This is a genomic window from Streptomyces sp. NPDC002742 (genome assembly GCF_042888885.1).
In the GTDB taxonomy this organism is placed as follows: domain Bacteria; phylum Actinomycetota; class Actinomycetes; order Streptomycetales; family Streptomycetaceae; genus Streptomyces.
Map to the genome: position 1 here is coordinate 106,974 of NZ_JBIAQF010000004.1, position 26,124 is coordinate 133,097.

Annotated in this window: 23 protein-coding genes and 1 pseudogene; 18 read left to right on the forward strand and 6 right to left on the reverse strand. The window is 71.1% G+C overall.

Features of this window, described 5'->3' with window-relative positions; all coding sequences use genetic code 11:
• Nucleotides 1–130: 130 nt before the first annotated feature.
• Nucleotides 131–1,807, forward strand: a complete 1,677-nt coding sequence (locus tag ACFYW8_RS07945; RefSeq protein WP_389069037.1) for a rhamnogalacturonan lyase B N-terminal domain-containing protein — start codon at nucleotides 131–133, stop codon at nucleotides 1,805–1,807.
• Between the two features lie 24 nt (nucleotides 1,808–1,831).
• Here ACFYW8_RS07945 and ACFYW8_RS07950 read toward each other — a convergent pair whose 3' ends face one another.
• On the reverse strand, nucleotides 1,832–3,241 hold the full coding sequence (locus ACFYW8_RS07950) for an RICIN domain-containing protein (protein WP_389069609.1): 1,410 nt from the start codon (nucleotides 3,239–3,241) through the stop codon (nucleotides 1,832–1,834).
• Between the two features lie 140 nt (nucleotides 3,242–3,381).
• Nucleotides 3,382–4,335 (reverse strand): LysR family transcriptional regulator, encoded by a 954-nt coding sequence (locus ACFYW8_RS07955; RefSeq protein WP_389069040.1) that lies wholly within the window; start codon nucleotides 4,333–4,335, stop codon nucleotides 3,382–3,384.
• Between the two features lie 173 nt (nucleotides 4,336–4,508).
• On the opposite strand from ACFYW8_RS07955, the gene ACFYW8_RS07960 reads away from it, so the two are divergent.
• The gene (locus ACFYW8_RS07960; RefSeq protein ID WP_389069043.1) at nucleotides 4,509–5,336 is read left to right on the forward strand and encodes an oxidoreductase; all 828 of its coding nucleotides are present in this window, start codon (nucleotides 4,509–4,511) and stop codon (nucleotides 5,334–5,336) included.
• A 170-nt stretch (nucleotides 5,337–5,506) separates the two neighbouring features.
• On the opposite strand, the gene ACFYW8_RS07965 is transcribed toward ACFYW8_RS07960, so the two are convergent.
• Entirely contained in the window at nucleotides 5,507–6,109 is a 603-nt protein-coding gene (locus ACFYW8_RS07965; protein ID WP_389069045.1) for a nitroreductase family protein, read from the reverse strand.
• Nucleotides 6,110–6,459: 350 nt separating this feature from the next.
• Here ACFYW8_RS07965 and mmuM point away from each other — a divergent pair, with 350 nt between their 5' ends.
• Nucleotides 6,460–7,386: a homocysteine S-methyltransferase gene (gene mmuM / locus ACFYW8_RS07970; protein ID WP_365868591.1), complete on the forward strand. Its 927-nt coding sequence runs from the start codon at nucleotides 6,460–6,462 to the stop codon at nucleotides 7,384–7,386.
• 216 nt (nucleotides 7,387–7,602) lie between these two features.
• On the opposite strand, the gene ACFYW8_RS07975 is transcribed toward mmuM, so the two are convergent.
• Nucleotides 7,603–9,357, reverse strand: a complete 1,755-nt coding sequence (locus ACFYW8_RS07975) for a carboxylesterase/lipase family protein (RefSeq protein ID WP_389069049.1) — start codon at nucleotides 9,355–9,357, stop codon at nucleotides 7,603–7,605.
• A 187-nt stretch (nucleotides 9,358–9,544) separates the two neighbouring features.
• Nucleotides 9,545–10,228, reverse strand: coding sequence for a ThuA domain-containing protein (locus tag ACFYW8_RS07980; RefSeq protein ID WP_389069051.1), 684 nt, complete (start codon nucleotides 10,226–10,228; stop codon nucleotides 9,545–9,547).
• Nucleotides 10,229–10,345: 117 nt separating this feature from the next.
• On the opposite strand from ACFYW8_RS07980, the pseudogene ACFYW8_RS07985 reads away from it, so the two are divergent.
• Nucleotides 10,346–10,477: pseudogene (locus ACFYW8_RS07985) on the forward strand (glyoxalase); the annotation flags it as partial.
• A gap of 74 nt (nucleotides 10,478–10,551) precedes the next feature.
• Here ACFYW8_RS07985 and ACFYW8_RS07990 read toward each other — a convergent pair.
• Entirely contained in the window at nucleotides 10,552–11,721 is a 1,170-nt protein-coding gene (locus ACFYW8_RS07990; protein WP_365868603.1) for a YihY/virulence factor BrkB family protein, read from the reverse strand.
• Nucleotides 11,722–11,738: 17 nt separating this feature from the next.
• Between ACFYW8_RS07990 and ACFYW8_RS07995 the strand changes: the two genes are divergently transcribed.
• The 14 genes from ACFYW8_RS07995 to ACFYW8_RS08060 all read left to right on the forward strand — a co-directional run bounded on the left by ACFYW8_RS07995 (nucleotide 11,739) and on the right by ACFYW8_RS08060 (nucleotide 26,119).
• Nucleotides 11,739–13,373 carry an acyl-CoA dehydrogenase family protein gene (locus ACFYW8_RS07995; RefSeq protein WP_389069055.1) on the forward strand — a complete coding sequence of 545 codons (1,635 nt, stop codon included), beginning with the start codon at nucleotides 11,739–11,741 and terminating at the stop codon, nucleotides 13,371–13,373.
• Between the two features lie 257 nt (nucleotides 13,374–13,630).
• Nucleotides 13,631–14,926, forward strand: coding sequence for a GAF domain-containing protein (locus tag ACFYW8_RS08000; protein ID WP_389069058.1), 1,296 nt, complete (start codon nucleotides 13,631–13,633; stop codon nucleotides 14,924–14,926).
• A gap of 160 nt (nucleotides 14,927–15,086) precedes the next feature.
• Nucleotides 15,087–16,436, forward strand: a complete 1,350-nt coding sequence (locus tag ACFYW8_RS08005; protein ID WP_389069060.1) for a hypothetical protein — start codon at nucleotides 15,087–15,089, stop codon at nucleotides 16,434–16,436.
• A 212-nt stretch (nucleotides 16,437–16,648) separates the two neighbouring features.
• Nucleotides 16,649–17,221 (forward strand): GNAT family N-acetyltransferase, encoded by a 573-nt coding sequence (locus tag ACFYW8_RS08010; protein ID WP_389069064.1) that lies wholly within the window; start codon nucleotides 16,649–16,651, stop codon nucleotides 17,219–17,221.
• A gap of 155 nt (nucleotides 17,222–17,376) precedes the next feature.
• Complete coding sequence (locus ACFYW8_RS08015) at nucleotides 17,377–17,460, forward strand: putative leader peptide (protein ID WP_309486338.1); 84 nt, start codon at nucleotides 17,377–17,379, stop codon at nucleotides 17,458–17,460.
• 136 nt (nucleotides 17,461–17,596) lie between these two features.
• On the forward strand, nucleotides 17,597–19,291 hold the full coding sequence (locus tag ACFYW8_RS08020) for a nitrite/sulfite reductase (RefSeq protein WP_389069066.1): 1,695 nt from the start codon (nucleotides 17,597–17,599) through the stop codon (nucleotides 19,289–19,291).
• Complete coding sequence (locus tag ACFYW8_RS08025) at nucleotides 19,288–19,467, forward strand: hypothetical protein (protein WP_328552809.1); 180 nt, start codon at nucleotides 19,288–19,290, stop codon at nucleotides 19,465–19,467. Before ACFYW8_RS08020 ends, ACFYW8_RS08025 begins: the two co-directional genes overlap by 4 nt.
• Nucleotides 19,464–20,174 carry a phosphoadenylyl-sulfate reductase gene (locus ACFYW8_RS08030; protein WP_389069068.1) on the forward strand — a complete coding sequence of 237 codons (711 nt, stop codon included), beginning with the start codon at nucleotides 19,464–19,466 and terminating at the stop codon, nucleotides 20,172–20,174. Before ACFYW8_RS08025 ends, ACFYW8_RS08030 begins: the two co-directional genes overlap by 4 nt.
• Before the next feature lie 53 nt (nucleotides 20,175–20,227).
• Entirely contained in the window at nucleotides 20,228–20,764 is a 537-nt protein-coding gene (gene cysC / locus ACFYW8_RS08035; RefSeq protein ID WP_389069070.1) for an adenylyl-sulfate kinase, read from the forward strand.
• On the forward strand, nucleotides 20,761–21,699 hold the full coding sequence (gene cysD / locus ACFYW8_RS08040; RefSeq protein ID WP_365868615.1) for a sulfate adenylyltransferase subunit CysD: 939 nt from the start codon (nucleotides 20,761–20,763) through the stop codon (nucleotides 21,697–21,699). The genes cysC and cysD overlap by 4 nt, the downstream gene beginning before the upstream one ends.
• A 2-nt stretch (nucleotides 21,700–21,701) precedes the next feature.
• Nucleotides 21,702–23,057 carry a sulfate adenylyltransferase subunit 1 gene (locus ACFYW8_RS08045; protein ID WP_389069074.1) on the forward strand — a complete coding sequence of 452 codons (1,356 nt, stop codon included), beginning with the start codon at nucleotides 21,702–21,704 and terminating at the stop codon, nucleotides 23,055–23,057.
• 235 nt (nucleotides 23,058–23,292) lie between these two features.
• A complete protein-coding gene (locus ACFYW8_RS08050; protein ID WP_389069612.1) occupies nucleotides 23,293–24,402 on the forward strand; it encodes an aliphatic sulfonate ABC transporter substrate-binding protein in 1,110 nt (369 codons plus the stop codon).
• Nucleotides 24,403–24,438: 36 nt separating this feature from the next.
• Nucleotides 24,439–25,227, forward strand: a complete 789-nt coding sequence (locus tag ACFYW8_RS08055) for an ABC transporter ATP-binding protein (protein ID WP_389069077.1) — start codon at nucleotides 24,439–24,441, stop codon at nucleotides 25,225–25,227.
• Nucleotides 25,214–26,119 (forward strand): ABC transporter permease, encoded by a 906-nt coding sequence (locus tag ACFYW8_RS08060; protein ID WP_389069080.1) that lies wholly within the window; start codon nucleotides 25,214–25,216, stop codon nucleotides 26,117–26,119. Before ACFYW8_RS08055 ends, ACFYW8_RS08060 begins: the two co-directional genes overlap by 14 nt.
• Nucleotides 26,120–26,124 lie beyond the last annotated feature (5 nt).

Below are 26,124 nucleotides of genomic sequence, written 5' to 3' on the forward strand. Positions count from 1 at the left end.
TTGAGCGAAAGCCCTTTCGCGATGATGGTTCAACTGTCACTCTGCGAGACAGCCGCACCCCCAGCTCCGCCACCCCCACCTCCACACCCCGCACCTCCACACCCCCGCACCTCCCGAAGGAGGCACCCCCATGTCCGGATCCCTGAACAGGCCGGTCCGACGCCGCGCCTTCGTGCTCGGCGGCGCTGCCGCCGCCGGCACCGCCGCCCTCGCCGGGCCGTTCGCCACCGCCGCGTCCGCCGCGGCCTTCGGCTGGAGCGACGACGGCTCGAACTACGTCGTCGACACCGGCGCGAACCTCGTCTTCAAGGTGAGCAAGACCAACGGAGACCTGACCTCGCTGGTCTACAAGGGCACCGAGTACCAGGGCTACGGCGGCAAGAACTCGCACGTCGAGTCCGGCCTCGGCGCGTCCACCGTGACGATCACGCAGTCCGGTACGACGATCCTGGTCTCCGTCGCCTACGGCACGCTCAAGCACTACTACGCGGCCCGCAGCGGCGAGAACAACGTCTACCTGTGGACCAACAAGGCCGACACCTCCGTCAGCGCCACTCGCTACATCGTGCGCGTCAAGGCGGGCCTGTTCCTCAACGACGAGCCCGATTCCTACACTTACGCGCCGACCGTCATCGAGTCCGCCGACGTGTTCGCGAAGTCGGACGGCCAGACCCGCTCGAAGCACTACGCGAAGCGCCGCGTCATCGACTACTCCGCGATCGGCTGGACCACCGGCAGCGTCGGTCTGTACATCGTCCGCTCCAACCACGAGAAGGCGTCCGGCGGCCCGTTCTACCGTTCCCTGCTGCGCCACCAGAGCACGGACGGCGGCGGCCTGTACGAGATCCTGTACTACGGCGAGAACCAGACCGAGGCCGAACGCTTCGGCCTCCAGGGCCCGTACGTCATCGCCTTCACCGACGGCGGTGCACCCTCCTCCTCGTTGTATCCGGGCACCCTGACCACCACGTGGGCGGACTCGCTCGGCATCTCCGGATACGTCGCGGCGAGCGGCCGGGGCAAGGTCGCGGGCGTCGGCATCTCGGGACGTGACACCGCGTACGCGTACACCGTCGGCCTGGCCAACTCGGCCGCACAGTACTGGGGTTCGGCGCGCTCCTCGGACGGTTACTTCTCGATCGGGGGCGTTCTGCCGGGGACGTACACCCTCACGGTCTTCAAGGGCGAACTCGCCGTCCACACCACCTCGGTGACGGTCACGGCCGGAGCCACGACCACGCTCAACACCATCGCCATCGCGTCCTCGAACGACCCGGCCAACGCGACCGCCATCTGGCGGATCGGCACCTGGGACGGCACGCCCGCCGGGTTCAAGAACGCGGACCTGATGACGTACGCGCACCCGTCCGACGTCCGGGCGGCCGCGTGGACCGGCAACGTGGTCATCGGCAGCGGCAGCGAGACCGCGTCCTTCCCGGCGTACATCTGGAAGGACGTCAACAGCGGTCTGCTGGTCTACTTCAAGCTGACGGCCGCGCAGGCCGCCGCCGCGCACACCCTGCGCATCGGCGTGACCACCGCCTACGCGAACGGCCGGCCGCAGATCACGGTCAACAGCTGGGTGTCGTCGGTCCCTTCACCGCCCACCCAGCCGAGCACCCGTTCCCTGACGGTCGGTTCGTACCGCGGCAACAACAACACGTTCACGTACAGCGTCCCGGCCAGTGCCTGGCTCACCGACACCAGCCGGTACAACGTGCTGAAGATCGACGTGGTGAGCGGTTCGGGAACGACGTCGTATCTCAGCGCCGGCACGTCGATCGACGCGCTGGATCTGTTGTCCTGAAGCCGGTGTCGGTGACGCCTGGGCTCAAGTGCCGCGCGTCCACTGCTGGTTGGTGCCGCTGTTGCAGGTGTACGTGATGAGCGCCGCGGAGTTGGCGGTGGACGCGCCGGACACGTCCAGGCACTCGCCGGACGCCCTGGCCTTCAAAAGCACATAGCTGCCGGAGGCCGTCACGGACCACTGCTGGGTGGTGGCGCCGGCGCAGTTCTCCTGGGTGACGCCGGTGGCGTTCTCGGTCAGACACAGGGAACTGCCCCGGCCCATCAGCTCGTAGTAGCCGCTGCCGAGGGACTTGAACCAGAACTTCTGGTTCGTACCGCCGTTGCAGGTGTACTGGGCGACGGCGACCCCCTGCCACAGCGACTGGTTGGGCACGTCTACGCACTTGGCGGAGTGACGGGCCGTCAAGGTCTCGTAGGTGGCGGACGTTCCGCCGATGGTCCCGGCGGCCGTGTCGACGGTGATCTCCGGGGACCAGGACAGGGACATCGTGGTCGTCGTCGGGAAGGCGAGGGGCAGCCAGACGTACCGGGAGTCGTCGACGGAGCCGCCGAAGGAGTCGCCCCAGCGGTCGCCCATGTAGAGGTACGAGGTGCCCGAAGTCCCTTGCACGGGAAGGACGTACGCGGCCTGCGAGCCGTACGCCGTGGAGTCGCCGATGTCGGTCATCGCGGTCCAGGGGCCGGCGAGCGAGGTGGCGGTGGCGTACTGCTGCTGGTTGGGGGTCCAGCCCGTGGCGGCCGAGGTCAGCATGAAGTAGACGCCGCCCCGCTTGAAAAGCGCGGGTGCCTCGCGGTGTCCGCCGTGCCAGGGGTCGGCGACCAGGGCCGCGATGCCGGTGTAGTCGGCGGTGAGCCGGTAGATCTGGAGGTCGTAGTTCTCCCGGGCGGCGGAGACCATGTAGCCGGTACCGTCGGTGTCGACGAAGGTCGTGATGTCACGGGACATGTACTGGCCGAGCGGCTGGAAGCTGCCCTGGTAGGTGTAGGCACCGTCCACCGTGCCCGACACCGCGACGGCGGCACGCGCCTCGCTGTAGTCGACGCCGTTCTCCTTGTGCATCCACATCACGAACTTGCCGGTGGACGCGTTGTAGATGACCTTGGGCCGCTCGATGTAGGCGGTACCCAGCTCGGCGGCGCTCGACTGGGTCAGGACGTGGTTGCGGAACTCCCAGTTCTTCAGGTCGGTCGAACGATAGGCGTCGACATACCTGAAGGTGTTGTCGGCGTTGCGGTTCTCGCCGAACCAGTAGTAGAAGCTGCCGACCTTGACGACCCCGCCGCCGTGCGCGTGCACCGCGGAGCCCGAAGTGTCGGTGAACTGGGTTCCGTTGGTGATGGTCTGGGCCGCCGCCTGGGCGGGCCCGGCGGCGAGGAGTCCCCCGGCGACCGCGAGACAGAGGGCGACGAGAAGGGCGTACAGGCGTCTCACCTTGCTCGTACCGCTGATGCGGCTCGTACAACTCATGCGGCTCATGCGGCTCATGCGGTGACCGTCCGTCCGGTATGCCGAACATTATCTGCGATTACGAACGTTGCCGCCGAAAAAAGTAAGCGCGTACTATGGCGAGGTCAACGGGGCGGACGGGACCGGTCCTTCACGGTGGGGCCCGCGGGGTGGCCGGGGTGCTGCCCCGAGGCGAGACGACTCGCCTCGGCATAGGCCCGGACCAGCGGACGCCGGTCGTCCGCGCGCCAGGCGAGCGCCAGTCTGCTCGGGGCGATGCCGAGCACCGGGCGGGTCACGACGCCACCCCTGGTGAGCAGCGGCGCGTTCCCCGCGGCGAGCAGGACGACACCCCGGCCGTCCACCAAGGCCTCGTACGTCTCGTCGGCGTTGGCGGCCTCGGCACCGATCCGCGGCGGGCGCCCGGCGCGGTCGTCCAGGGCGAGCCAGTACGCGCGCAGCACACCGGCGGACTCGGGGATGGCGATGAACGGTTCGTCGACGAGGTCCGCGAAGTCGATCTCGGCGCGGTCCGCGAGGGGATGCGTCTCCGGCAGCGCGACATGGCGCGGCTCCTCGGCGACCACCACCCACGCGTAGCGCTCCTCGTCCGGCACCGGCAGCCAGACGAACGCGACATCCACCGAACGGTCCGCGAGTCCGGCGCTGGAGTCCGCCCAGCCCACCTGCCGCAGTTCGATCCTGACGTCCGGACACGCCTCACCGAACCGGGACCGGATGGCCGGCAGCAGGCCGCCCCGCCCCGGGCTCGTACTCATGCCGACGACCAGGGTGGCCAGTTGGTCGGCCTTGGCCCGCTCCAGTGCCTCGGCCGCGACGGCCCACTCGGCGAGCACCCGGCGCGCATGAGGCAGCAGCACAGAACCCAGGGCGGTCAACCGCACTCCCTGGTGGCCCCGTTCGAACAGCTCTGCTCCCAACTGCCGTTCCAGCATGCGGATCTGTTTGCTGAGAGCGGGCTGCGAGACGAAGAGACGCTCGGCGGCGTGTGTGAAGTGCAGTTCCTCGGCGACGGCGACGAAGTAGCGCAGGTCCCGCACATGAACGTCCATGGCCATAACCATGGGTTATCACGAAAGGTCTTGGACGAGCGAGCGGGCGCGGGGCGAGGCTCGACGCATCGGAAGCGACCGCACGGAAGCCGGACGCCGGACGCCGGACGCCGGACGGAAGTCGAACGCCGGACGCCGGACGCCGGACGCCGGACGAAACAAGAATCAGGGAGTCGGACATGAGCAAGGTGTGGCTGGTCACGGGGGCGGGCAGCGGTTTCGGCCGGGCGTTCACCGAGGCGGCGGTCGGGCAGGGCGACGTCGTGGTGGCCACGGCCCGCAAGCCCGAGGCGCTGGCCGATCTGGTGGCGGCTCACCCCGACCAGGTGGAGGCGCTCGCCCTCGACGTGACGGACCCGGCGGGCATCGACGCCGTCGTGGCCGATGTCGTCGAGCGGCACGGGCGGATCGACGTGCTGGTCAACAACGCGGGCCGCACCCACGTCGGCGCGGCCGAGGAGACCACGGACGCGGAACTGCGGTCCCTTTTCGAGCTGCACTTCTTCGGGCCCGCCGCACTGGTACGGGCCGTGCTGCCGCACATGCGGAACCGGCGCTCGGGCGAGATCGTCCAGATGAGCAGCATGGGCGGGCAGATGACGTACCCGGGATTCTCCGCGTACTGCGCCACGAAGTTCGCGCTGGAGGGATACTCCGACGCGCTGGCGGCCGAGGTCGGGCCGCTCGGCATCAAGGTACTGGTCGTGGAACCGGGCGCGTTCCGTACGAACCTCATGAGCGGGGCCGGCACAAGCGAGGAGATCACCGACTACGCGGACACGGTCGGCCCGACCCGGGAGGCCGTGGCCGCCGGTGACGGGGACCAGCCCGGCGACCCCGCGAAGGGTGTGGCCCTGGTGCTGGCCGCCCTCGCCGACGCCCGCACTCCGCTGCGACTGCCGCTCGGCGGCGACGGCGTGGACGCCGTCCTCGGTCACCTGGACGCCCAGCGCGCGGAGATCACCGCCTGGGAGAAGGCCGCGCGGGACACGACGTTCGCGGTGTGAGACGCCGGTGACGGTCGAGGGCGCTGCCGGTGCCTTTTCGCCGGGCCGTGATCAGCTCTCGAAGGAGGCGACCTCGTCGAAAGGTCACGCGGTATCCCCGAAAGCTCACCCCCCGATCCGCCCAAGGGGCACCCCCGGGGGCCAGAGACCGGCCCGGTGCCCTCGCCGGCTCAACTGTGCAGGCCCCAGTGACCCCGGTGGACGACCTCGGCCGCTCCGCGGCGGCGTTCCGCGAAGCGGGAGCCCTGCGGGGGAACGTCGTCCGCCCGGTGGCCGACCGTGATGCCCCCGATCGGCGCGTACTCCTCGGGAACCCCGAACTCGGTGCGGAAGGGCTCCAGCTGCTCGGGCATGATCCCGAAGAAGCAGGCGTCGAGGCCTTCGTCCACCGCGCTGAGCAGCATCATGAGGGCGGCCATCCCCGTGTCGATGTACCAGTACGGGGCGGGCCAGCGGGCCTCGGCGCGGTCCTCCCAGCCCTTGTCGGGCTCGGCGTAGCGCTCCAGATAGGCCGCTTTGTGGGCGAGCGGCACGACGACCAGCGGGGCGTCCTGCATGGTCGGCGTCCGCTCGGTGCGGGTGGGGACGAACGGCCAGAACCGGGCACGGTCGGCGGGGTCGGTGAGCGCCAGGAACGCCCAGCCCTGGGAGAAGCCGGCCGACGGGGCCCGCAGGGCGGAAGCGAGGATTCTCTCCACCGCCTCGGGGGCCAGCGGCTTGTCGGAGTAGTGCCGGATCATGCGACGTCGACGGACCACTTCGGAGAATTCCATGTCGCCTGATCCTGCCAGTGGCCGGACCGACGGTGACCGGGCGCCGTCCGGATCAAGCCTCGCTCACCGACACACCGGAGGACCGACAGACAGACGGATCGGAGGAGGACCGGAGGGCCGGAGCACCGGAGGACATGCGGACCGGAGGACATGCGGACCGGAGGACATGCGGACCGAGGGACAGGCGGACCGGAGGACTTGCGGACCGGAGGACTTGCGGACCGGAGGACTTGCGGACCGGAGGACGAACAGGCGAATCGACAGAGGCAGGCGTGTCTCATTCGGCGAGACAGTCTCCCAGAAAGTGGACGCGGCCGGGCGGCCCGCCCCGGATCGGCTAGCGTCGTGGCATGGCCAGCGACAACGCCCTCACCCTCGCCGCCGCGCTCTCCTCCGGCACGGTCGTGCTCGACGGAGGCATGTCCAACCAGCTCGAATCGGCCGGACACGACCTGAGTGACGAGCTGTGGTCCGCGCGGCTGCTCGCGGACCGGCCCGAGGCGATCGTCGAGGCGCACCTCGCCTACTACGAGGCCGGCGCGGACGTCGCGATCACCTCCAGCTACCAGGCGACATTCGAGGGATTCGCCCGGCGCGGCATCCCGCGCGAGCGGGTGGCCGAAATGCTCCGCCTGAGCGTCGGGTCGGCGCGCGAGGCCGCCCGGCGCGCGCACGCGAAGGGCGTCGCACGGCCGTTGTGGGTCGCCGCGTCGGTGGGCCCGTACGGGGCGATGCTCGCGGACGGTTCGGAGTACCGGGGGCGGTACGGGCTGAGCGTCGCGGAACTGGAACGGTTCCACCGGCCGCGCCTGGAGGTGCTGGCCGCCGCCGCGCCCGATGTGCTGGCCCTGGAGACGGTCCCGGACACGGACGAGGCGCTGGCGCTGCTGCGGGGGGTGCGCGGGCTCGGCGTACCGGCGTGGCTGTCGTACAGCGTGGCCGGTGACCGTACGCGGGCCGGGCAGCCGCTGGAGGAGGCCTTCGCCCTGGCCGCCGAGGCGGACGAGATCGTCGCGGTCGGGGTCAACTGCTGCGCCCCCGAGGATGTCGACGGGGCGGTCGCCACGGCCGCGCGCGTGACCGGAAAGCCGGTCGTGGTCTATCCGAACAGCGGCGAGGCCTGGGATTCCCGGGCCCGCGCCTGGACCGGCAGCTCCACGTTCACGGCCGGGCAGGTCGGCGGGTGGGAGCGGGCGGGGGCCCGGCTGATCGGCGGGTGCTGCCGGGTGGGCCCGGAGGCGATCACCGGGATCACGGCGACACTGCGGGCCGCGTAGGACCGCAGGCCAAGCCGTCAGCTCCCTGAGCCGTCAGGTCCCTGGGCTATGAGGTCCCTGAGCCGTCAGGTCCCTGGGCTATGAGGTCCCTGAGCCGCCAGGTCCCTGGGCTATGAGGTCCCTGAGCCGCCAGGTCCCTGGGCTATGAGGTCCCTGAGCCGCCAGGTCCCTGGGCTGTCAGCAGGTCCCTGAGCCGCCAGGGATCAACGGCCTGGCTCACTGCCGCCCCGCGCCGCCCGAGCGGCGGAAGCGTCGTACGGCCGACAGCGGTGTCGTGATGCGCGCGGAGGCTTCGACGGGCGGGACCGACGTGGGCGGGCCCTCCACCGAGCCGGCCGTATCGTCCGCGGGCTCGCCGGCGGGTTTGTCCGCAGGCTCGGCCGAGGGACTGTGGGCGGGACCCGTCGCGGGACCGGCCGCGACCTTGGCTGCGGCCCTGGCCGATTCGGCTTCCCACAGGGCGAGTTCGCGGTCGCGCGGGCCGTGCGCGGTGTGCGGGTCACCGGCGCCGAAGATCCGGACCGGGCGGGAGGCGTCCCAGACGGCCCACCCCGGGTCTCCGTCGACCGCGAACCGCACCCACGCGCCGTGCATGGCGTCCGCCAGCTCCTGCGGGGCGCCCTCCCCCGCGAGCTTCGCCGACTCCGGGGTGCCGACGGTGTCGAAGACGAAGCCCAGCTCCAGGGCGTGACAGGCACCGAGGTCGGGCACGTTGGACGGCCAGGCGAACTCGTAGACGTGCGCGGAGGCCCGGCCGCCGCCACGGACGTCCGCGTCGAGGGCCGCGGTGGGCCGGCCGCTGCGCGCGTCGGCGAGGCGGTGCAGCGGGACCCGCAGAAGATGGTCGGTGATCATCTGGCCGACGAGATCCGCGGTGCGCCCTTCCGGGTGGATGGCACGGTAGCCGCGGGGCACCTCGTGGCCACAGCGGCAGCGGGCCATCGCACCGGCCAGGGCGACCGGGCCGAGCCGGTCGACGCGCTCCAGGAGCCCGCCCGGTACGAGCCACAGCCGGTACTCGTCCCGGGTCCAGCCGAGCAGGAGACCGACGTCCGGCGCGGCACCCTCGACGAGCGCCTCCAGCGGGTCGCGCGGCACGAGGTCGCCGTCGACGACGATGCCGAAGGCGGGGCCGCCGAGCACCGGGCTGCTGAGTCTGCCCACGTCGGCCTGGGTGCGCAGGAGCAGGTCGCGGTCGACGGCGGCGAACGCCTCCGCCGTGGCCGGGATCTTCAGCCGGGTTGCCATCCTGCGCACCATCCGGCGCACCTTGTCGCGGTCGCTCGCCTCTGGAGGCCCGCTCTGCAGGACCGCACGGTGGAACAGTCCCTGGGCGCGGGGACTGGCGAGCAGCGCGCCGACGCTGATGGCTCCGGCGGACTCGCCGAAGACGGTCACCCGGTCGGGGTCGCCGCCGAACCGCGCCACGGACTCCCGTACCCACTCCAGCGCGGCGAGCTGGTCGCGCAGCCCGGGGTTGGCGGGCGCGTCCGGGAAGAGGCCGTAACCCTCCACGCCCAGACGGTAGTTGACGGACACGAGCACCACGCCGTCGCGGGCGAAGGCGCGCCCGTCGTACACGGGCACGGCCGAGGAACCGCGGGTCAGGGCTCCGCCGTGGATCCACACCATGACGGGGAGCCGGGCGGCGGGGTCCGGCTCCGGAGTCCACACGTTCAGGTTGAGGCAGTCGTCGCCGGGCACGACGGGGTCGGCGAGGAGCCGGGCGAACGCCTCGGAGTACGGCGGCTTCGGCGGCGTCGGCCCGAAGGCGCCGGCGTCCCGGACTCCGTCCCAGGGCTCGGGCGGCACGGGCGGGCGGAAACGGCGGGCGCCGAAGGGCGGGGCGGCGTACGGGATGCCCCGGAAGACCGCGATCCCGTTCTCGTACCGGCCGCGCACCGCCCCGTACGGGGTTGCGACCACCGGGTCCCTCGTCCCCGCCACCGGATCCACCGTGTCCACCGCCATCCGGGACCAGCTCCTCACGTCGCGCGTCGTAGAGATCAGAGCACCACATCGCTTCCGGGTATTCCTGCGGATGTCCCCTGTTCGGCCGATATCGCCGTACGGCCCGGCCCGGCGAGCCGGCCCGTACCTCTGTACGGCGAGCGAGCGTGCCTGATCCGAACCGGCCCGCACCCCTTTGCGGCGTGGGTCAGCGCGTCGGCTCCGGACCGGCCGCCGAGGGCCTCCGCGCCGCCCAGAGGAGGCCGCCGAGCAGATGCCCGCGGAATTCCGGGTCCTCGTACGCCCGCGCGGCATGTCCGAGCGCGGTGTAGAAGACCCGGCCCGCGCCCTGTTCCCGGCACCACACCAGAGGGTGGTCGTCGCCCATTCCCCCGCCCTCGTAGGAGGATTCGTCGGCGGAGGCGAGTACGCGCACCGAACCGCGCGGGTTGGAGCGGAAGTCGTACCACTCGTCCGTGAACTCCCAGACGGGCGGCAGGTGCCGGGTCGCGGGATGTCCGTGGTCCTCGACGAGGACCCTGCCCGGCTGGAGGTCCGGGTGCCGGTCGAAGCGGGCGCCGAGCAGCTCGCCGTAGTGGGGCCACTCGTACTCGGTGCACGCGGCGGCGTGCACCCCGACGAAGCCGCCGCCGCCGTCGACGTAGGCCGCGAGCCGGTCGCGGCCCGTCGGCGTCAGCACCTCGCCGCTCGTGGACAGGAAGACGACCGCCGCGTACGGGGCGAGGGGCGCCTCGAAGACCGCGGGGTCCTCGGTGGCGTCGGCCGCGAAGCCGTGCGCGTCACCGAGGGCGCGGACGGCGGCGACGGCGGCCGGAATGGAGTCGTGCCGGTAGCCGGTCGTACGGGTGTACACGAGAACGCGAAAGGCCATGCCCGGAGCCTAGGACGGGCCCTGTTCCGGGCGGTACGGCGGACCGCTGACGAGGTGGGGCGGGAGGTGTCCGATTCGTTCAAGACCCACGGGCCGCGGCCTGCCTACGGTGACCGTATGACTCCACGATTCGATGTGATCGGCCTGGCGGTCTCCGACATGGCCGCCTCCCTCGCCTTCTACCGCCGGCTCGGGCTCGTCTTCCCCGAAGGTGCCGAGAACGAACCGCACGTCGAGGCCGCCCGCCCGCAGCCGCACCCGCTCGCCCCGCTCCGGTACGACCCGGGCGTCACCGCGAACCACCGCAGATCCTCAGATCCGGCTCACTCCCGCGGGGGGTGCTCCTCGCCGTTCTTGTGGGTGCGAGGGGTGTGATGGGTGTTCTTGGCGTGCGTGCGCAGACGGGACGTCACGTCCTCCGGGGGCAGGAAGCGCGACCAGCGTTCCGGGAACTCGGAGGGCATGTCGGGGTCGTCGGGGTCGGCGTCGTAGGAGCGGTGTGCGGCGACGCGGGCCACGTACTCGGCGGCCTGGGCCTCGCGCAGCCGCTCGTTGGCGGCACGCGCCGCGGCGGTGGCGGCGGCCGGCCAGACCCGGTCGATGGCGGCGTTGACGGCCGCGCCGACCAGGACTGCGAAGGCGGCGACACCGATCCACAGCAGGACGGCCACCGGTGCGGCGAGCGAGCCGTAGATGGTGGGGCCCTCGATGGCGTTGGTCAGGTAGATGCGGAGCAGGAAACTGCCGAGCACCCACATGGCCAGGGCCACCAGGGCGCCCGGCACGTCCTCGACCCACGGGGAACGGACGGGGACGGACACGTGGTAGAGCGTCGTCAGGAAGGCCACCGACAGGACGATGACGACCGGCCAGTACAGGACCTGCACGACGGTCGTCGACCACGGCACGACGTGCACCACGGCGTCCGGGCCCGCCACCATCAGCGGGAGCAGGACCGAGCCGATCAGCAGCGCCACGATGAACAGCAGGAACGACATCACCCGGGTCTTCACGATGCCCCGGGTGCCGTCGAGGCCGTACATCACGGTGATGGTGTCGACGAAGACGTTGACCGCGCGCGAGCCCGACCACAGGGCGAACAGGAAGCCGAGGGAGATGATGTCGGGCCGGCCGCCCTTCATCACGTCGTGCAGGATCGGCTCGGCGATCTGGTGCACGCCCTTCTGCGTCAGCACCCTGCGGGAGGCGTCCAGGATGTTGGACTCCACGCTGGCGATGGTGTCGGCGCCGGTCCAGGCGTCCACGTATCCCAGCAGCCCGACCATGCTCAGCAGCAGCGGCGGCACGGACAGGAGCGTGAAGAAGGCGGCCTCGGCCGCCAGTCCCAGGATCCGGTACTCCATGCACGAGTTGACCGTGTCCTTGATCAGCAGCCAGGCGGTCCTGCGCTTGGAAACGTTCCGATAAAGCGCGCGAGCGCGATGAAAGCGGCCGGAGCGAGGCCGTTCAGAGGTTTCTTTTGCCTGGTGCACGTCCTTACGGTAGCGGTATGGCAGCCAGCACCCACACTGTGACCAACCAGGCTCCGCCCCTGGTCGGATATGACGTATTCGCCGCCGACCGGGCCCTCGTCGAGGCGGTCGACCGGCATCTCGATCCAGAGCTCCTCGATGAGGCGCGCGAGGAACTGTCGGCACTCGGCCGGACGACCGGTTCCGCCCAGGTTCAGGAGTGGGGTGCGCTGGCCAACGAGAATCCGCCGAAGCTGCGCACCCACGACCGCTACGGCAACCGGATCGACGAGGTCGACTTCCACCCGTCCTGGCACCGTCTCCTCGGCAAGGGCGTGTCGGCCGGGCTGACCTCTGCCTGGAGCCGTCCCGGCGGACACCTCCGGCGCGCGGCGGGTTTCGTGATCTGGACGCAGGCCGAGGCGGGCAACGGCTGCCCGCTGTCGATGACCCACGCCGCCGTGCCCGCGCTGCGCACCGACCCGGCGCTCGCCGCCGAGTGGGAGCCGCGGCTGACGTCCACGGTCTACGACCAGGAACTGCGGCCCGCGTCCCAGAAGGCCGGCGCGCTCTTCGGTATGGGCATGACGGAGAAGCAGGGCGGCAGCGACGTACGCGCCAACACGACCGAGGCCCGGCCGCTCGCCGAGGACGGCACGTACGTGCTGACCGGGCACAAATGGTTCTGCTCGGCGCCGATGTCGGACGGTTTCCTCGTGCTGGCGCAGGCCCCTGGCGGCCTGTCCTGCTTCCTGGTGCCGCGCGTGCTGGAGGACGGCACCCGTAACGCCTTCCGGATCCAGCGGCTCAAGGACAAGCTCGGCAACCGGTCCAACGCGTCGAGCGAGGTCGAGTTCGACGGGACCTGGGCGCGCCGGGTGGGCGACGAGGGCCGCGGGGTGCGGACCATCATCGAGATGGTCGCGGCGACCCGGCTGGACTGCGCGCTCGGTTCGGCCTCGCTGATGCGGCAGGCCGTCGCGCAGGCGATCCACCACAGCACCTACCGCGAGGCGTTCGGCGGCCGGCTTCTCGACAAGCCGCTGATGCGCAACGTGCTCGCCGATCTGGCGCTGGAGTCGGAGGCGGCGACGACCCTGGCGATGCGGCTGGCCGCGGCGTACGACGACGGCAGCGAGCAGGAGCGGGCGTTCCTGCGGCTCGCGGTGCCGGCCGCCAAGTACTGGGTGACCAAGCGGTGTACGCCGGTCGCGGTGGAGGCGCTGGAGTGCCTGGGCGGCAACGGCTACGTCGAGGAGTCGGGCATGCCGCGGCTGCTGCGGGAGTCGCCGCTCAACTCCGTCTGGGAGGGCGCCGGCAATGTGCAGGCGCTGGACGTCCTGCGCGCGCTCCAGCGGGAGCCGGGGGCCCTGGACGCGTATCTGCGGGAGGTGGGACGGGCCCGGGGCGCCGACCACCGGCTGGACGGGGCCATCAAGAACCTGCTGACCGAACTCGCCGACCTGGACGGCATCGAGGCCCGTGCGCGCCGTCTGGTCGAGCGGATCGCGCTGGTGCTCCAGGGTTCGCTGCTCGTCCGGTACGCGCCCCCGGAGGTCGCCGACGCGTTCTGCGCCTCACGCCTGGGCGGTGACTGGGGGACGGCCTTCGGGACGCTGCCGCACAGTCTGGATCTGGCCACGGTGGTGGAGCGGGCCCGGCCGGTGTCCTGACGGAGGCGCTGACGCGGGGGTGGTGCTGCGCCGACACGGCACCACCCCCTCGCCGGCCCCGTTCAGGAGCTCGGACACCGCACAGGCGGCATCGCTGTCAGTTTCGAGGAACCTCGTGACCGTTGGCGAGAGTTGCAGACCGTTGCATTCCTTTGTGTACCTTGCGCGAAGGCCCGGCGGACCCGGCCGAGAGCAGGCACGATGTGGGATGACGCGGTGTCGCGGCCCGTACGAGGTCCTGGTTTCGGGAGTGCCCTGTGAAGATCACATCGTTCAACCCCGCCCGTTCCGCCCCGTCGGACGCGTCCGAGACGGCCGGGCACCTCAAGGAGACCTGGGCCGCGTCCGTCAAGGGGGAACGCGGCCCGATCGCCCCGCGTCCGGTGATCGGGCGGTCCTGGCAGAGAGCGAAACGTTTCGGCGTCAATCCCGAACAGGGAACGGGCAGTGTCCTGTTAGCGGCGGACGAACTCGAACACCGCCGGACCTCCACCGCGCTCGCCGAGGTGATGCCGACCCTGCACGGCGGACTCGGGGCGGTCGCGGACGCCTCCCTGCAGATCATGGTGGTCACCGACCCGGAGGGCCGGGTGCTGTGGCGCGAGGGCAACCCGGGGGTGCTCCGCCGGGCGGACGCCATCTGCCTGGAGGAGGGCGCCTCCTGGAGCGAGGACACCACCGGCACCAACGCCATCGGAACCGCCCTGTCGGCGGGCACCCCGGTCCAGGTGCACTCCGCCGAGCACTTCGTGCGCACCCTGCACGACTGGACGTGCGCCGCCGCGCCCGTCCACGACCCGCGGGACGGACGGCTGCTCGGGATCATCGACGTGAGCGGCCCGGACAGCACCTTTCACCCCGCGACGCTCGCCCTGGTCGACTCGGTGTCCAGACTGGCCGAAAGTGAACTGCGCGCCACGCATCTGACAGCCATCGAGCGGCTGCGCGCGGTGGCCGCTCCCCTGCTGTGCCGGCTGGACGGCCCGGCGCTGGTGGTGGACACCCACGGCTGGCTCGCCGCCGTCACCGGTATGCCGCCGGTGGACCGGGTGCCGCTGCCCGACACCTTCGGCGCGGGCCGAAGCTGGCTGCCCTCACTCGGGATGTGTGTCGCCGAGCCGATGCCCGGCGGCTGGCTGCTGCGCCTCATCGGTGCCGGCGACGCGGGGAGCGCCGGCCGGGTGGTCCTCGACCTCGGCGACCCCCGGCGGCCGTACGTCACCGTCTCCGGCACGGCGGGCAGCTGGACCCAGGTTCTGAGCCCGCGCCACGCGGAACTGCTCTACGTCCTCGCCGTGCACCGGCAGGGGCGCAGCGCCGCCCAGCTCGCGGTCGACCTGTTCGGCGACCCGACCCGCACGGTCACGGTCCGCGCCGAGCTGTCCCGCGTACGCCGTCGGCTCATCGGGCTCCTCGACCACCGGCCGTACCGCTTCCGCGAGGAGGTGGGGGTCGAGGTGCTGCTGCCCGGCGACCCCCGGGACCTGCTGCCGCACTCGACGGCGCCCGCGGTGCTCGGAGCGCGCGCATCGGCCGAACCGGCGCCCTCCTGAACGCGGGAAGGGGGGAAGCGAGCGTATTTCGTGAGCGTCTTCCGCGGTCTTTGTCCTGGCCGGGAGGTCTCTGCCGTAGCATCCCCTTCACAGGCCACCCCACCCGTCTCTCCGTCAACGCCCTCGGCGGGGGAGGCAGTTGGCCTACTCGGGAGGACGCATGAAGCAGCGCGGCAGGCACCGCCGTCGCAGGAGGGGACAGGCGCTGCGCGCCACCCTGGCCGGAACCGCGCTCGCGCTCACCGCGGCCGCCACCCTGATCAGCACCTCGCAGGCGACCGGTGCCAACACGCCGGGCGGGCTCACCGCGCTCCGTTCCCCCGCCGCCGCGCAGCCGCTGCGACTCCACGAGAACCTCGCGTCCCGGGACGCGCTCGACACGCTCAGCGGGAACATGGGCGGCAACGTGGGCGTCGAAGGGGTCCTGCGCGACGCCGACCGTTCGATGCGGAACACCGCCGACTGCACGGAGGACGAGCGGGCCTCGCTGCCCGTCGAGCCGACGGCCACGCGCGCGTACTGCTGGGACGGCGCCGACGCGCGGACCGGGCAGTGGCAGCCGCGTTCCGTGACCACGTCCGGTGACGCGGTCGACGACGGCCTGTGGGGCACGCGCGAGGTGATCCTGGCCGGCTGGACGCACCACGACGGGCAGGCGGCCGCGCCGACCCGGGAAGAGGGCCTCGCCAAGGTCGCCGTCGTCGACGCGACCGACCCGGACGCCCTCAGCTACCGCTGGGTCCTGCTGGTCGCCCCGCGCGCCGGCGGCAAGGACTTCACGGCCGTCCACTCGGGTCTCGGCGGCATGGTCTGGTACCAGGACAAGCTGATCGTCACCGCGGAGCACGGCCAGGGCCTGCTCGTCTTCGACCTGCACCGGCTGCTGCGGGCCGACGTGGACAGCGGCGCCGTGGGCCGGGTGGGCCACGGCTACTCGGCCGCGGGCTACCAGTACGTTCTCCCCGCCATCGGCTCGTACGACCCGGAGGGCGGCGCGTGTACGCGCGGCCGTGACAACGCCGTCCCCTGTTTCGGATCCCTCTCCCTCGACCGTACGACCACCCCGCACAGCCTGGTCGCGACGGAGGCCGCGGGCCACCGCCCCGAGCGGACCCGCGTCTGGCGGTACGCGTTCAGCACCGCCGCGTACCGGACGGGGCTGCTCGCCGACGTCCAGGGACACGTGGACGCGGTCGAGGCCTACACGACGAAGGGTTCCGGGGTCTCCGGCGCCCTCTCTCACCGGTCCGACGGCGAGCGCGAGGCCCAGTGGTACATCGGCCGGCCGGCCGACAGCGGCACCCGGCACGGCTCCCTGTGGCGGCAGAGCGGACACGGCGCCCAGGCGGCCACGTGCACCGCGGACCAGTCGCACGCCTGCTGGAGCCTCGGCTCGGGGTCGCTCTCCTACTGGCAGCGGACCGGCGAACTGTGGACGCTCACCGACGCCGCGGACCGGCGGGTGCTCTACGCGGTGCCGCTGTCGTCGGTCGACGGCTCGCTGGGATAGCCACCCGAACCGCGGCCCCGCTCCTACAGCGGCCCGGCCCGCGGACACGCCCGTCGCCCCTGTCCGGGCCCGGCCCGCGGACAAGCCCGCGTCTCCTGTCCGGGCCCGCGGACACGCCCGGACCGGGGCCCGGTCCACGGTTCCCCTCGGACAGCGGCCCGGCCCGCGGACACTTTTGGAACGGCGCCCGCCCCCGTGATTCCCTGGCGGTCATGAGCAACGTCAGTGTGACCACCTGGTCCCTGGAGCAGACGGCCCCGACCGACCTGCTCCCCGCGAGCGCGCCCGACGGGGATCTGCGGATCGTCCGCGCCGAGGTCCCCTCGCCCGAGTTCAGCCGCTTCCTGTACGCCTCGGTCGGCGGGGACATCCGCTGGACGGACCGGCTCGCGTGGACGTACGCGCAGTGGCAGGAGGTCCTGGCGCAGCCGGGCACGGAAACCTGGGTCGCCTACGACCGGGGGACGCCCGCGGGCTATGTGGAGCTCGGCGCGCAGGACGACGGGGTCGTGGAGATCGTCTACTTCGGGCTCGTCCCCGCGTTCCGCGGGCGCCGGATCGGGGGACACCTCCTCTCGTACGGTGTCGAGCGGGCCTGGGACCTGGCCGGGCGCTGGCCGGGGCTGGCCGAGACGAAGCGCGTCTGGCTGCACACCTGCAGCAAGGACGGGGAGCACGCCATGGGCAACTATCTGCGCCGCGGCTTCAAGCTTTTCGACACCAAGGTCGAGGAGGAGTCGGAGGTCGCCACGCCCGGCCCGTGGCCGGGGGCGTACACCGTCTGACCCGCTTCGGACCGCGGCCCCCGGACCCTCGGTTTGGCGCCGCGGGAGGCCCGATCGCGTGATCGACAACACTCTTGTCTCGCGATACGGGACAAGGGTGTCCACATGATGGACGACGGTGGACTGCCCGGAGATCCCCGTGACACGCTTCCGTCATGTCTGGAACTGGAATTGCCTTGGTGAGTCGGCGGCACGTCGACCTCGGCCGCATGTCCAGCGCCATCTGTCCGGCGAGCTGACCAGACCAGCAGCGCCCGACTCCCTCCCTTTTTGGGACCCTTGCGCAGTGCTGCGCCCATTCTTCCGTATGCACCCGTATGCGCAGGTCAGAGCCGCAGTCAGACCTGTCCCGCAGTCTCGAAGGACGTATCAACCATGGCCGCCACCCCCGAGAATCCCGCCGCCGCGCCCCGCCGCAAGGTGAGCCGTCACCGCGGCGAGGGTCAGTGGGCCGTAGGTCACTTCACCCCGCTCAACGGCAACGAGCAGTTCAAGAAGGACGACGACGGTCTCAATGTGCGGACACGCATTGAGACGGTCTACTCCAAGCGGGGCTTCGACTCGATCGACCCCAACGACCTGCGCGGCCGGATGCGCTGGTGGGGTCTCTACACCCAGCGCAAGCCCGGGATCGACGGCGGCAAGACCGCGATCCTGGAGCCGGAGGAGCTGGACGACAAGTTCTTCATGCTGCGCGTCCGGATCGACGGCGGCCGGCTGACCACCGAGCAGCTGCGCGTGATCGGCGAGATCTCGCAGGAGTTCGCGCGCGGCACCGCCGACCTCACGGACCGTCAGAACGTCCAGTACCACTGGATCCGCATCGAGGACGTCCCGGAGATCTGGGACCGCCTGGAGGCCGTCGGCCTGTCCACGACCGAGGCCTGCGGTGACACGCCCCGCGTCATCCTCGGCTCGCCCGTCGCCGGCATCGCCGAGGACGAGATCATCGACGGCACCCCGGCCATCGAGGAGATCCACCGCCGGGTCGTCGGCAACAAGGACTTCTCCAACCTGCCCCGCAAGTTCAAGACCGCGATCTCCGGCTCGCCGCTGCTCGACGTGGCGCACGAGATCAACGACGTCGCCTTCGTCGGTGTGAACCACCCGGAGCACGGCCCCGGTTTCGACCTCTGGGTCGGCGGCGGCCTCTCCACCAACCCGAAGATCGGCCAGCGCCTCGGCGCCTGGGTCCCGCTCGACGAGGTCGCGGACGTCCACATCGGCGTCCTCTCGATCTTCCGCGACTACGGCTACCGGCGGCTGCGCACCCGCGCCCGTCTGAAGTTCCTGGTCGCCGACTGGGGTGTGGAGAAGTTCCGCCAGGTCCTGGAGGACGAGTACCTGAAGCGCAAGCTGGTCGACGGCCCGGCCCCCGACCAGCCGGTCGCCCGCTGGCGCGACCACGTCGGGGTGCACCGGCAGCAGGACGGCCGGTACTACGTCGGCTTCGCCCCGCGCGTCGGCCGCATCGACGGCGCCACCCTGACGAAGATCGCCGAGCTGGCCGAGGCGCACGGCTCGGGCCGGCTGCGCACCACCGTCGAGCAGAAGATGATCGTGCTCGACGTGGACGAGACCCGGATCGACTCGCTCGTCGAGGGCCTGGAGGCGCTCGACCTGACCGCCAGGCCCTCCACCTTCCGGCGCGGCACGATGGCCTGCACCGGCATCGAGTACTGCAAGCTCGCGATCGTCGAGACCAAGGCGCGCGGCGCTTCCCTGATCGACGAACTCGAGCGCCGCATCCCCGAGTTCGAAGAGCCCCTCACCATCAACATCAACGGCTGCCCGAACGCCTGCGCCCGTATCCAGGTCGCGGACATCGGTCTCAAGGGCCAGTTGGTCCTCGACGAGAACGGCGAGCAGGTCGAGGGATACCAGGTGCACCTGGGCGGCGCGCTCGGGCTCGAAGCCGGATTCGGCCGCAAGGTCCGTGGTCTGAAGGTCACTTCGGACGAGCTGCCCGACTACATCGAGCGTGTCCTCAAGCGTTTCCAGGCGGAGCGCGAGGACGGCGAGCGCTTCGCCGCCTGGGCCGCGCGTGCCTCCGAGGAGGCGCTGTCGTGAGCGAGCGTGCCGCGCCGTTCTACTGCCCGTACTGCGGAGACGAAGACCTGCGACCCAGCGAAGAAGGTCACGGCGCGTGGGAATGCGCGGCGTGCAACCGAGCCTTCCAGCTGAAGTTCCTCGGGCTGCTGTCCCGGGGCGTTCGGCAGGAAGACCGTGGAGGGGCGGAGATATGACGGCCATTCAGGAAGAGCGTACGGGCGAGGACTTGAAGACCCTGGCCGAGCGGGCGGGGCGCGACCTGGAGGACGCCTCCGCGCTGGAGATCCTGCGCTGGGCGGTCGACACGTTCGGCACGAGGTTCTGCGTGACCTCCTCCATGGAGGACGCGGTCGTCGCGCATCTCGCCTCGCGCGCCAAGTCCGGCGTGGACGTGGTGTTCCTCGACACCGGCTACCACTTCCCGGAGACCATCGGCACCCGGGACGCGGTCGAGGCGGTGATGGACGTCAACGTCATCACCCTCACCCCGCGGCGGACCGTGGCCGAGCAGGACGCCGAGCACGGGCCGAGGCTGCACGACCGCGACCCGGACCTGTGCTGCGCCCTGCGCAAGGTCAAGCCGCTCGAAGAGGGCCTGACCGCGTACGACGCCTGGGCGACCGGGCTGCGCCGCGACGAGTCCCCGACCCGGGCGAACACCCCGGTCGTCGGCTGGGACGAGAAGCGGCGGAAGGTCAAGATCTCGCCGATCGCCCGCTGGACGCAGGACGACGTGGACGCGTACGTCGCGGAGCACGGGGTCCTCACCAACCCGCTGCTGACGGACGGTTACGCCTCCGTCGGCTGCGCGCCCTGCACCCGCCGGGTGCTGGAGGGCGAGGACGCGCGCGCCGGCCGCTGGGCGGGCCGCTCGAAGACCGAGTGCGGGCTGCACGGATGACGACCACGACGACCGCGCCCGCCGCGGACCCCACGATTTCCCAGGAGCAGCAAGTGACGACCGGAGCCACCGTCTGGCTCACGGGTCTGCCGAGTGCCGGCAAGACCACCATCGCGTACGAACTGGCCGGCCGGCTGCGCGAGGAGGGCCACCGTGTCGAGGTCCTCGACGGCGACGAGATCCGCGAGTTCCTCTCGGCGGGCCTCGGCTTCAGCCGCGCCGACCGGCACACCAACGTGCAGCGTGTCGGCTTCCTCGCCGAACTGCTCGCCCGCAACGGCGTCAAGGCGCTCGTCCCGGTGATCGCGCCCTACGCGGACAGCCGCGAGGCCGTGCGCGGGCGCCACCAGGCCGGGGGCACCCCCTACCTGGAGGTGCACGTGGCGACCCCGGTCGAGGTGTGCTCCGTACGCGATGTGAAGGGGCTGTACGCCAAGCAGGCCGCGGGCGAGATCTCGGGGCTGACCGGTGTCGACGATCCGTACGAGGCTCCCGAGTCGCCCGATCTGCGCATCGAGTCGCACACCCAGACCGTGCAGGAGTCCGCTGCGGCGCTGCATGCGCTGCTCACCGAGAGGGGTCTCGCATGACGACCGTCGCCAGTGTCTCCGAGGAGACGGAGAGCACCCCGTACGCGCTGTCGCACCTGGACGCCCTGGAGTCCGAGGCCGTCCACATCTTCCGCGAGGTGGCGGGTGAGTTCGAGCGGCCGGTGATCCTGTTCTCCGGCGGCAAGGACTCCATCGTCATGCTGCACCTCGCGCTGAAGGCGTTCGCGCCCGCCGCGGTGCCCTTCACGCTGCTGCACGTCGACACCGGGCACAACTTCCCCGAGGTGCTCGACTACCGCGACCGGACGGTGGAGCGGCACGGCCTGCGGCTGCACGTGGCCTCCGTGCAGGACTACATCGACCGCGGTGTGCTGCGCGAGCGTCCCGACGGGACGCGCAACCCGCTGCAGACCCTGCCGCTGACCGAGAAGATCCAGTCCGAGCGCTTCGACGCGGTCTTCGGCGGCGGACGCCGTGACGAGGAGAAGGCCCGCGCCAAGGAGCGGGTGTTCTCGCTGCGGGACGAGTTCTCGCAGTGGGACCCGCGCCGCCAGCGGCCCGAGCTGTGGCAGCTCTACAACGGCCGCCACGCGCCCGGCGAGCACGTCCGCGTGTTCCCGCTGTCGAACTGGACCGAGCTGGACGTGTGGCAGTACATCGCCCGCGAGGGCATCGAACTCCCCGACATCTACTTCGCGCACGAGCGTGAGGTCTTCCAGCGGTCGAACATGTGGCTGACCGCCGGTGAGTGGGGCGGCCCGAAGGACGGCGAGACGGTCGAGAAGCGGCTCGTCCGCTACCGGACCGTGGGTGACATGTCCTGCACCGGCGCCGTCGACTCCGACGCGACCACGCTGGACGCCGTCATCACCGAGATCGCCGCCTCCCGGCTCACCGAGCGCGGCGCCACCCGCGCCGACGACAAGATGTCCGAGGCCGCGATGGAAGACCGCAAGCGCGAGGGGTACTTCTAGACATGACCAGCACCACCGAACCCACCGAGCCCCTGTCGGTCGAACAGCTGTCGGCGACCACCCTGCTGCGTTTCGCGACCGCGGGTTCCGTCGACGACGGCAAGTCCACGCTCGTCGGACGACTGCTGCACGACTCCAAGTCGATCCTCACGGACCAGCTGGAGGCCGTAGAGCGCGCCTCGGCCGGCCGCGGGCAGGACACCCCGGACCTCGCGCTGCTCACCGACGGTCTGCGCGCCGAGCGCGAGCAGGGCATCACCATCGACGTCGCCTACCGCTACTTCGCGACCGCGCGCCGCCGGTTCATCCTCGCCGACACCCCGGGCCACGTTCAGTACACGCGCAACATGGTCACCGGCGCCTCCACCGCCGACCTGGCCGTCGTGCTCGTCGACGCCCGCAACGGTGTCATCGAGCAGACCCGCCGGCACGCCGCCGTCGCCGCCCTGCTGCGCGTCCCGCACGTGGTACTCGCCGTCAACAAGATGGACCTGGTCGAGTACAAGGAGTCCGTCTTCGCGGCGATCGCCGAGGAGTTCACGGCGTACGCCTCCGAACTGGGCGTCCCGGAGATCACCGCCATCCCGATCTCCGCGCTCGCCGGTGACAACGTGGTCGACGCCTCCGCGAACATGGACTGGTACGGCGGCCCGACGGTCCTGGAGCACCTGGAGACGGTGCCGGTCAGCCACGACCTGGCGCACTGCCACGCGCGGCTGCCCGTGCAGTACGTGATCCGCCCGCAGACCGCCGAGCACCCGGACTACCGGGGGTACGCCGGTCAGATCGCGGCCGGTACCTTCCGCGTCGGCGAGAGCATCACGGTGCTGCCGTCCGGGCGCACCACGAAGGTCGCCGGGATCGACCTGCTGGGCAAGCCGGTCGACATCGCGTGGACGCCGCAGTCGGTGACCCTCCTGCTGGAGGACGACATCGACGTCTCGCGCGGTGATCTGCTCGTGCCGAGCAAGGACGCGCCGCCGACCACGCAGGACGTCGAGGCGACCGTCTGCCACGTGGCCGACGAACCGCTCACCGTCGGCCACCGGGTGCTGCTCAAGCACGGCACCCGCACGGTGAAGGCGATCGTCAAGGACATCCCGTCCCGGCTGACGCTGGACGACCTCTCGCTGCACCCGCACCCGGGCCGGCTGGTCGCCAACGACATCGGCCGGGTCAAGATCCGCACCGCCGAGCCGCTCCCGCTCGACGCGTACGCCGACTCCCGGCGCACCGGCGCGTTCATCCTGATCGACCCGGCCGACGGCACCACGCTGACCGCGGGCATGGTCGGCGAGTCCTTCGCCGCGCCGCAGCCGGTCAAGGACGAGTCCGACGACGACGGCTGGGACTTCTGACATGAATCCCATCGACATCTACTCCACGTTCGCGAAGGAGGGCGGCCGCGTCGGCAGCGGCGCCCTCGGCAGCGGGCAGGGCGGGGTCGGGCGATGTGCGCGATGACGTACGCGCACTGCCTGCGCGCCCCGTCCCCCCACAGCCTGAGCGTCCGAAGACCTGCCGACTTCCCGGCCACGACCTGAGAAAGGCGTGACCGCCGGGCCACCGAGAGGAAACCCTCCCGTGCCTGCCATCCGCTCCACGCGCTCCACGCTGCTGACCCGCGGCATAGTCCTCGCCACCGCTCTCCCCCTGCTGGCGCTCGCCGCCTGCAGCTACGGCTCCGACGCGAAGGACGACACCAAGTCGAAGGTCGCCGCCGGGTCGAAGAAGATCGACGGTCTCGACTCCGTGAAGATCGGCTACTTCGGCAACCTGACGCACGCCACCGCGCTGGTCGGCAACCAGAAGGGCTTCTTCCAGAAGGAGCTCGGCGCCACCGCCGCGAAGTACCAGATCTTCAACGCCGGGCCCTCCGAGATCGAGGCGCTCAACTCGGGCTCCATCGACATCGGCTGGATCGGCCCCTCGCCGTCGATCAACGGCTTCACGAAGTCCGAGGGCAAGAACCTGCGGATCATCGGCGGTTCGGCCGCGGGCGGCGTCAAGCTCGTGGTGAACCCCAAGAAGATCAAGTCCCTGAAGGACGTCAAGGGCAAGAAGATCGCGACGCCGCAGCTCGGCAACACGCAGGACGTCGCGTTCCTCAACTGGGCCGCGGAGCAGGGCTACAAGGTCGACCCGCAGAGCGGCAAGGGCGACGTCTCGGTCGTCCGCACCGACAACAAGATCACTCCGGACGCCTACAAGTCCGGCTCCATCGACGGCGCGTGGGTGCCGGAGCCGACCGCGTCCAAGCTGGTCGCCGAGGGCGCCAAGGTACTGCTCGACGAGTCGGACCTGTGGCCCGACAAGAAGTTCGTGATCACGAACATCATCGTGTCGCAGAAGTTCCTCAAGGAGCACCCGAAGGTCGTCGAGGCGGTCCTGAAGGGCTCCGTCGAGACCAACAAGTGGATCAACGCCAACCCGGACGACGCGAAGGCCGCGGCGAACAAGCAGCTGGAGGCCGACTCGGGCAAGGCGTTGAAGGCCGAGGTCCTCGACCCGGCCTGGAAGTCCATCCAGATCACCAACGACCCGCTGGCCTCCACGCTGCACACCGAGGCGGACCACGCGGTGAAGGCCGGTCTCCTGGACAAGCCGAACCTGACCGGCATCTATGACCTCACTCTCCTGAACAAGGTCCTCAAGGCCGCGGGCGAGAGCCCGGTCGACGACGCCGGTCTCGGCGTCAAGTAACCCCGGATCCCGATGAGTTCCCAGGAGGTGACGACCATGGTTACAACGCTCGCCAAGGCCGCCGACGGCGCCGACACGACGGAGTACGCCACCCGCATCGAGCACGTCTCGAAGTCCTTCGCCGGACCCGCGGGTCCCCAGCTCGTCCTCGACGACATCACCCTCGATGTCGCGCCGGGCGAGTTCGTCACCCTCCTGGGGGCCTCGGGGTGCGGCAAGTCCACACTGCTGAACCTGGTGGCGGGGCTCGACAAGCCCTCCGCCGGCACCATCACGACCAACGGGCGCCCCGCTCTGATGTTCCAGGAGCACGCCCTCTTCCCGTGGCTGACCGCGGGCAAGAACATCGAACTCGCCCTGAAACTGAGGGGAGTTCCCAAGGCCGAGCGGCGCGGCAAGGCCGAGGAGCTGCTCGAACTCGTCCGGCTCCAGGGCGCGTACGGCAAGCGGGTGCACGAGCTGTCCGGCGGTATGCGCCAGCGCGTGGCGATGGCGCGGGCGCTCGCGCAGGACAGCCAGATCCTGCTGATGGACGAGCCGTTCGCGGCGCTGGACGCGATCACCCGGGACGTGCTGCACGACGAGCTGACCCGGATCTGGCGCGAGACGGGCCTGTCCGTCCTCTTCGTCACGCACAACGTCCGTGAGGCGGTGCGGCTCGCCCAGCGGGTGGTCCTGCTGTCCTCCCGCCCGGGGCGTGTCGCCCGCCAGTGGACCGTGGACATTCCGCAGCCGCGCCGCATCGAGGACGCTCCCGTGGCGGAACTGTCCATCGAGATCACCGAAGAACTGCGTGGGGAGATCCGCCGCCATGGCCAGCACTGAGACGACGTCCGACGCGGCCGTCAAGGACAACAACGCCGGGCTGGGCGGACTGGAGGCGGGCCTCGACGCGCTGGAGTCCTCCGTCACCGGCCGCGGCTCCTTCGGCACGACGTTCCGGCAGAAGGTGCTGCCGCCGCTCGTCGCGGCCGTGGTGGTCCTGGCGGCCTGGCAGGCGCTGATCACGTTCAAGATCGTCGACGACCCGACCAAACTGCCCTCACCGTCGGCCGTCTGGGCCGAGGTCAAGAACGCCTGGCTCCAGGGCACGCTGCTCGACTACATCTGGACCAGCGTCTCGCGCGGTCTGCTCGGCTTCCTGTTCGCCCTGGTGATCGGGACCCCGCTGGGCCTGGTGGTGGCCCGGGTGAAGTTCGTGCGGGCCGCGATCGGCCCGATCCTGTCGGGCCTGCAGTCGCTGCCGTCGGTGGCGTGGGTGCCGCCGGCCGTGATCTGGCTGGGTCTGGACAACTCGATGATGTACGCGGTGATCCTGCTCGGCGCGGTCCCCTCGATCGCCAACGGGCTGGTGTCGGGCGTGGACCAGGTGCCGCCGCTCTTCCTGCGGGCCGGCCGCACGATGGGCGCGACGGGCCTGCGCGGGACCTGGCACATCGTGATGCCGGCCGCGCTGCCCGGCTACCTGGCCGGTCTGAAGCAGGGCTGGGCGTTCTCCTGGCGCTCCCTGATGGCCGCGGAGATCATCGCCTCCTCCCCCGACCTCGGCGTGGGCCTCGGCCAGTTGCTGGAGAACGGCCGCAACGCCAGCTCCATGCCGATGGTCTTCCTCGCCATCTTCCTCATCCTGTTCGTCGGCATCGCCATCGACCTGCTGATCTTCAGCCCGGTGGAGCGGTGGGTGCTGCGCAGCCGCGGACTCCTGGTGAAGGGCTGACCCCG

Coding starts and splice junctions, on each gene's coding strand:
- ACFYW8_RS07945 (WP_389069037.1), top strand. CDS start 131: ATGTCCGGATCCCTGAACAGGCCGGTCCGACGCCGCGCCTTCGTGCTC.
- ACFYW8_RS07955 (WP_389069040.1), bottom strand. CDS start 4,335: ATGGCCATGGACGTTCATGTGCGGGACCTGCGCTACTTCGTCGCCGTC.
- ACFYW8_RS07960 (WP_389069043.1), top strand. CDS start 4,509: ATGAGCAAGGTGTGGCTGGTCACGGGGGCGGGCAGCGGTTTCGGCCGG.
- ACFYW8_RS07965 (WP_389069045.1), bottom strand. CDS start 6,109: ATGGAATTCTCCGAAGTGGTCCGTCGACGTCGCATGATCCGGCACTAC.
- mmuM (WP_365868591.1), top strand. CDS start 6,460: ATGGCCAGCGACAACGCCCTCACCCTCGCCGCCGCGCTCTCCTCCGGC.
- ACFYW8_RS07975 (WP_389069049.1), bottom strand. CDS start 9,357: ATGGCGGTGGACACGGTGGATCCGGTGGCGGGGACGAGGGACCCGGTG.
- ACFYW8_RS07980 (WP_389069051.1), bottom strand. CDS start 10,228: ATGGCCTTTCGCGTTCTCGTGTACACCCGTACGACCGGCTACCGGCAC.
- ACFYW8_RS07995 (WP_389069055.1), top strand. CDS start 11,739: ATGGCAGCCAGCACCCACACTGTGACCAACCAGGCTCCGCCCCTGGTC.
- ACFYW8_RS08005 (WP_389069060.1), top strand. CDS start 15,087: ATGAAGCAGCGCGGCAGGCACCGCCGTCGCAGGAGGGGACAGGCGCTG.
- ACFYW8_RS08010 (WP_389069064.1), top strand. CDS start 16,649: ATGAGCAACGTCAGTGTGACCACCTGGTCCCTGGAGCAGACGGCCCCG.
- ACFYW8_RS08015 (WP_309486338.1), top strand. CDS start 17,377: ATGTCTGGAACTGGAATTGCCTTGGTGAGTCGGCGGCACGTCGACCTC.
- ACFYW8_RS08020 (WP_389069066.1), top strand. CDS start 17,597: ATGGCCGCCACCCCCGAGAATCCCGCCGCCGCGCCCCGCCGCAAGGTG.
- ACFYW8_RS08030 (WP_389069068.1), top strand. CDS start 19,464: ATGACGGCCATTCAGGAAGAGCGTACGGGCGAGGACTTGAAGACCCTG.
- cysD (WP_365868615.1), top strand. CDS start 20,761: ATGACGACCGTCGCCAGTGTCTCCGAGGAGACGGAGAGCACCCCGTAC.
- ACFYW8_RS08045 (WP_389069074.1), top strand. CDS start 21,702: ATGACCAGCACCACCGAACCCACCGAGCCCCTGTCGGTCGAACAGCTG.
- ACFYW8_RS08055 (WP_389069077.1), top strand. CDS start 24,439: ATGGTTACAACGCTCGCCAAGGCCGCCGACGGCGCCGACACGACGGAG.
- ACFYW8_RS08060 (WP_389069080.1), top strand. CDS start 25,214: ATGGCCAGCACTGAGACGACGTCCGACGCGGCCGTCAAGGACAACAAC.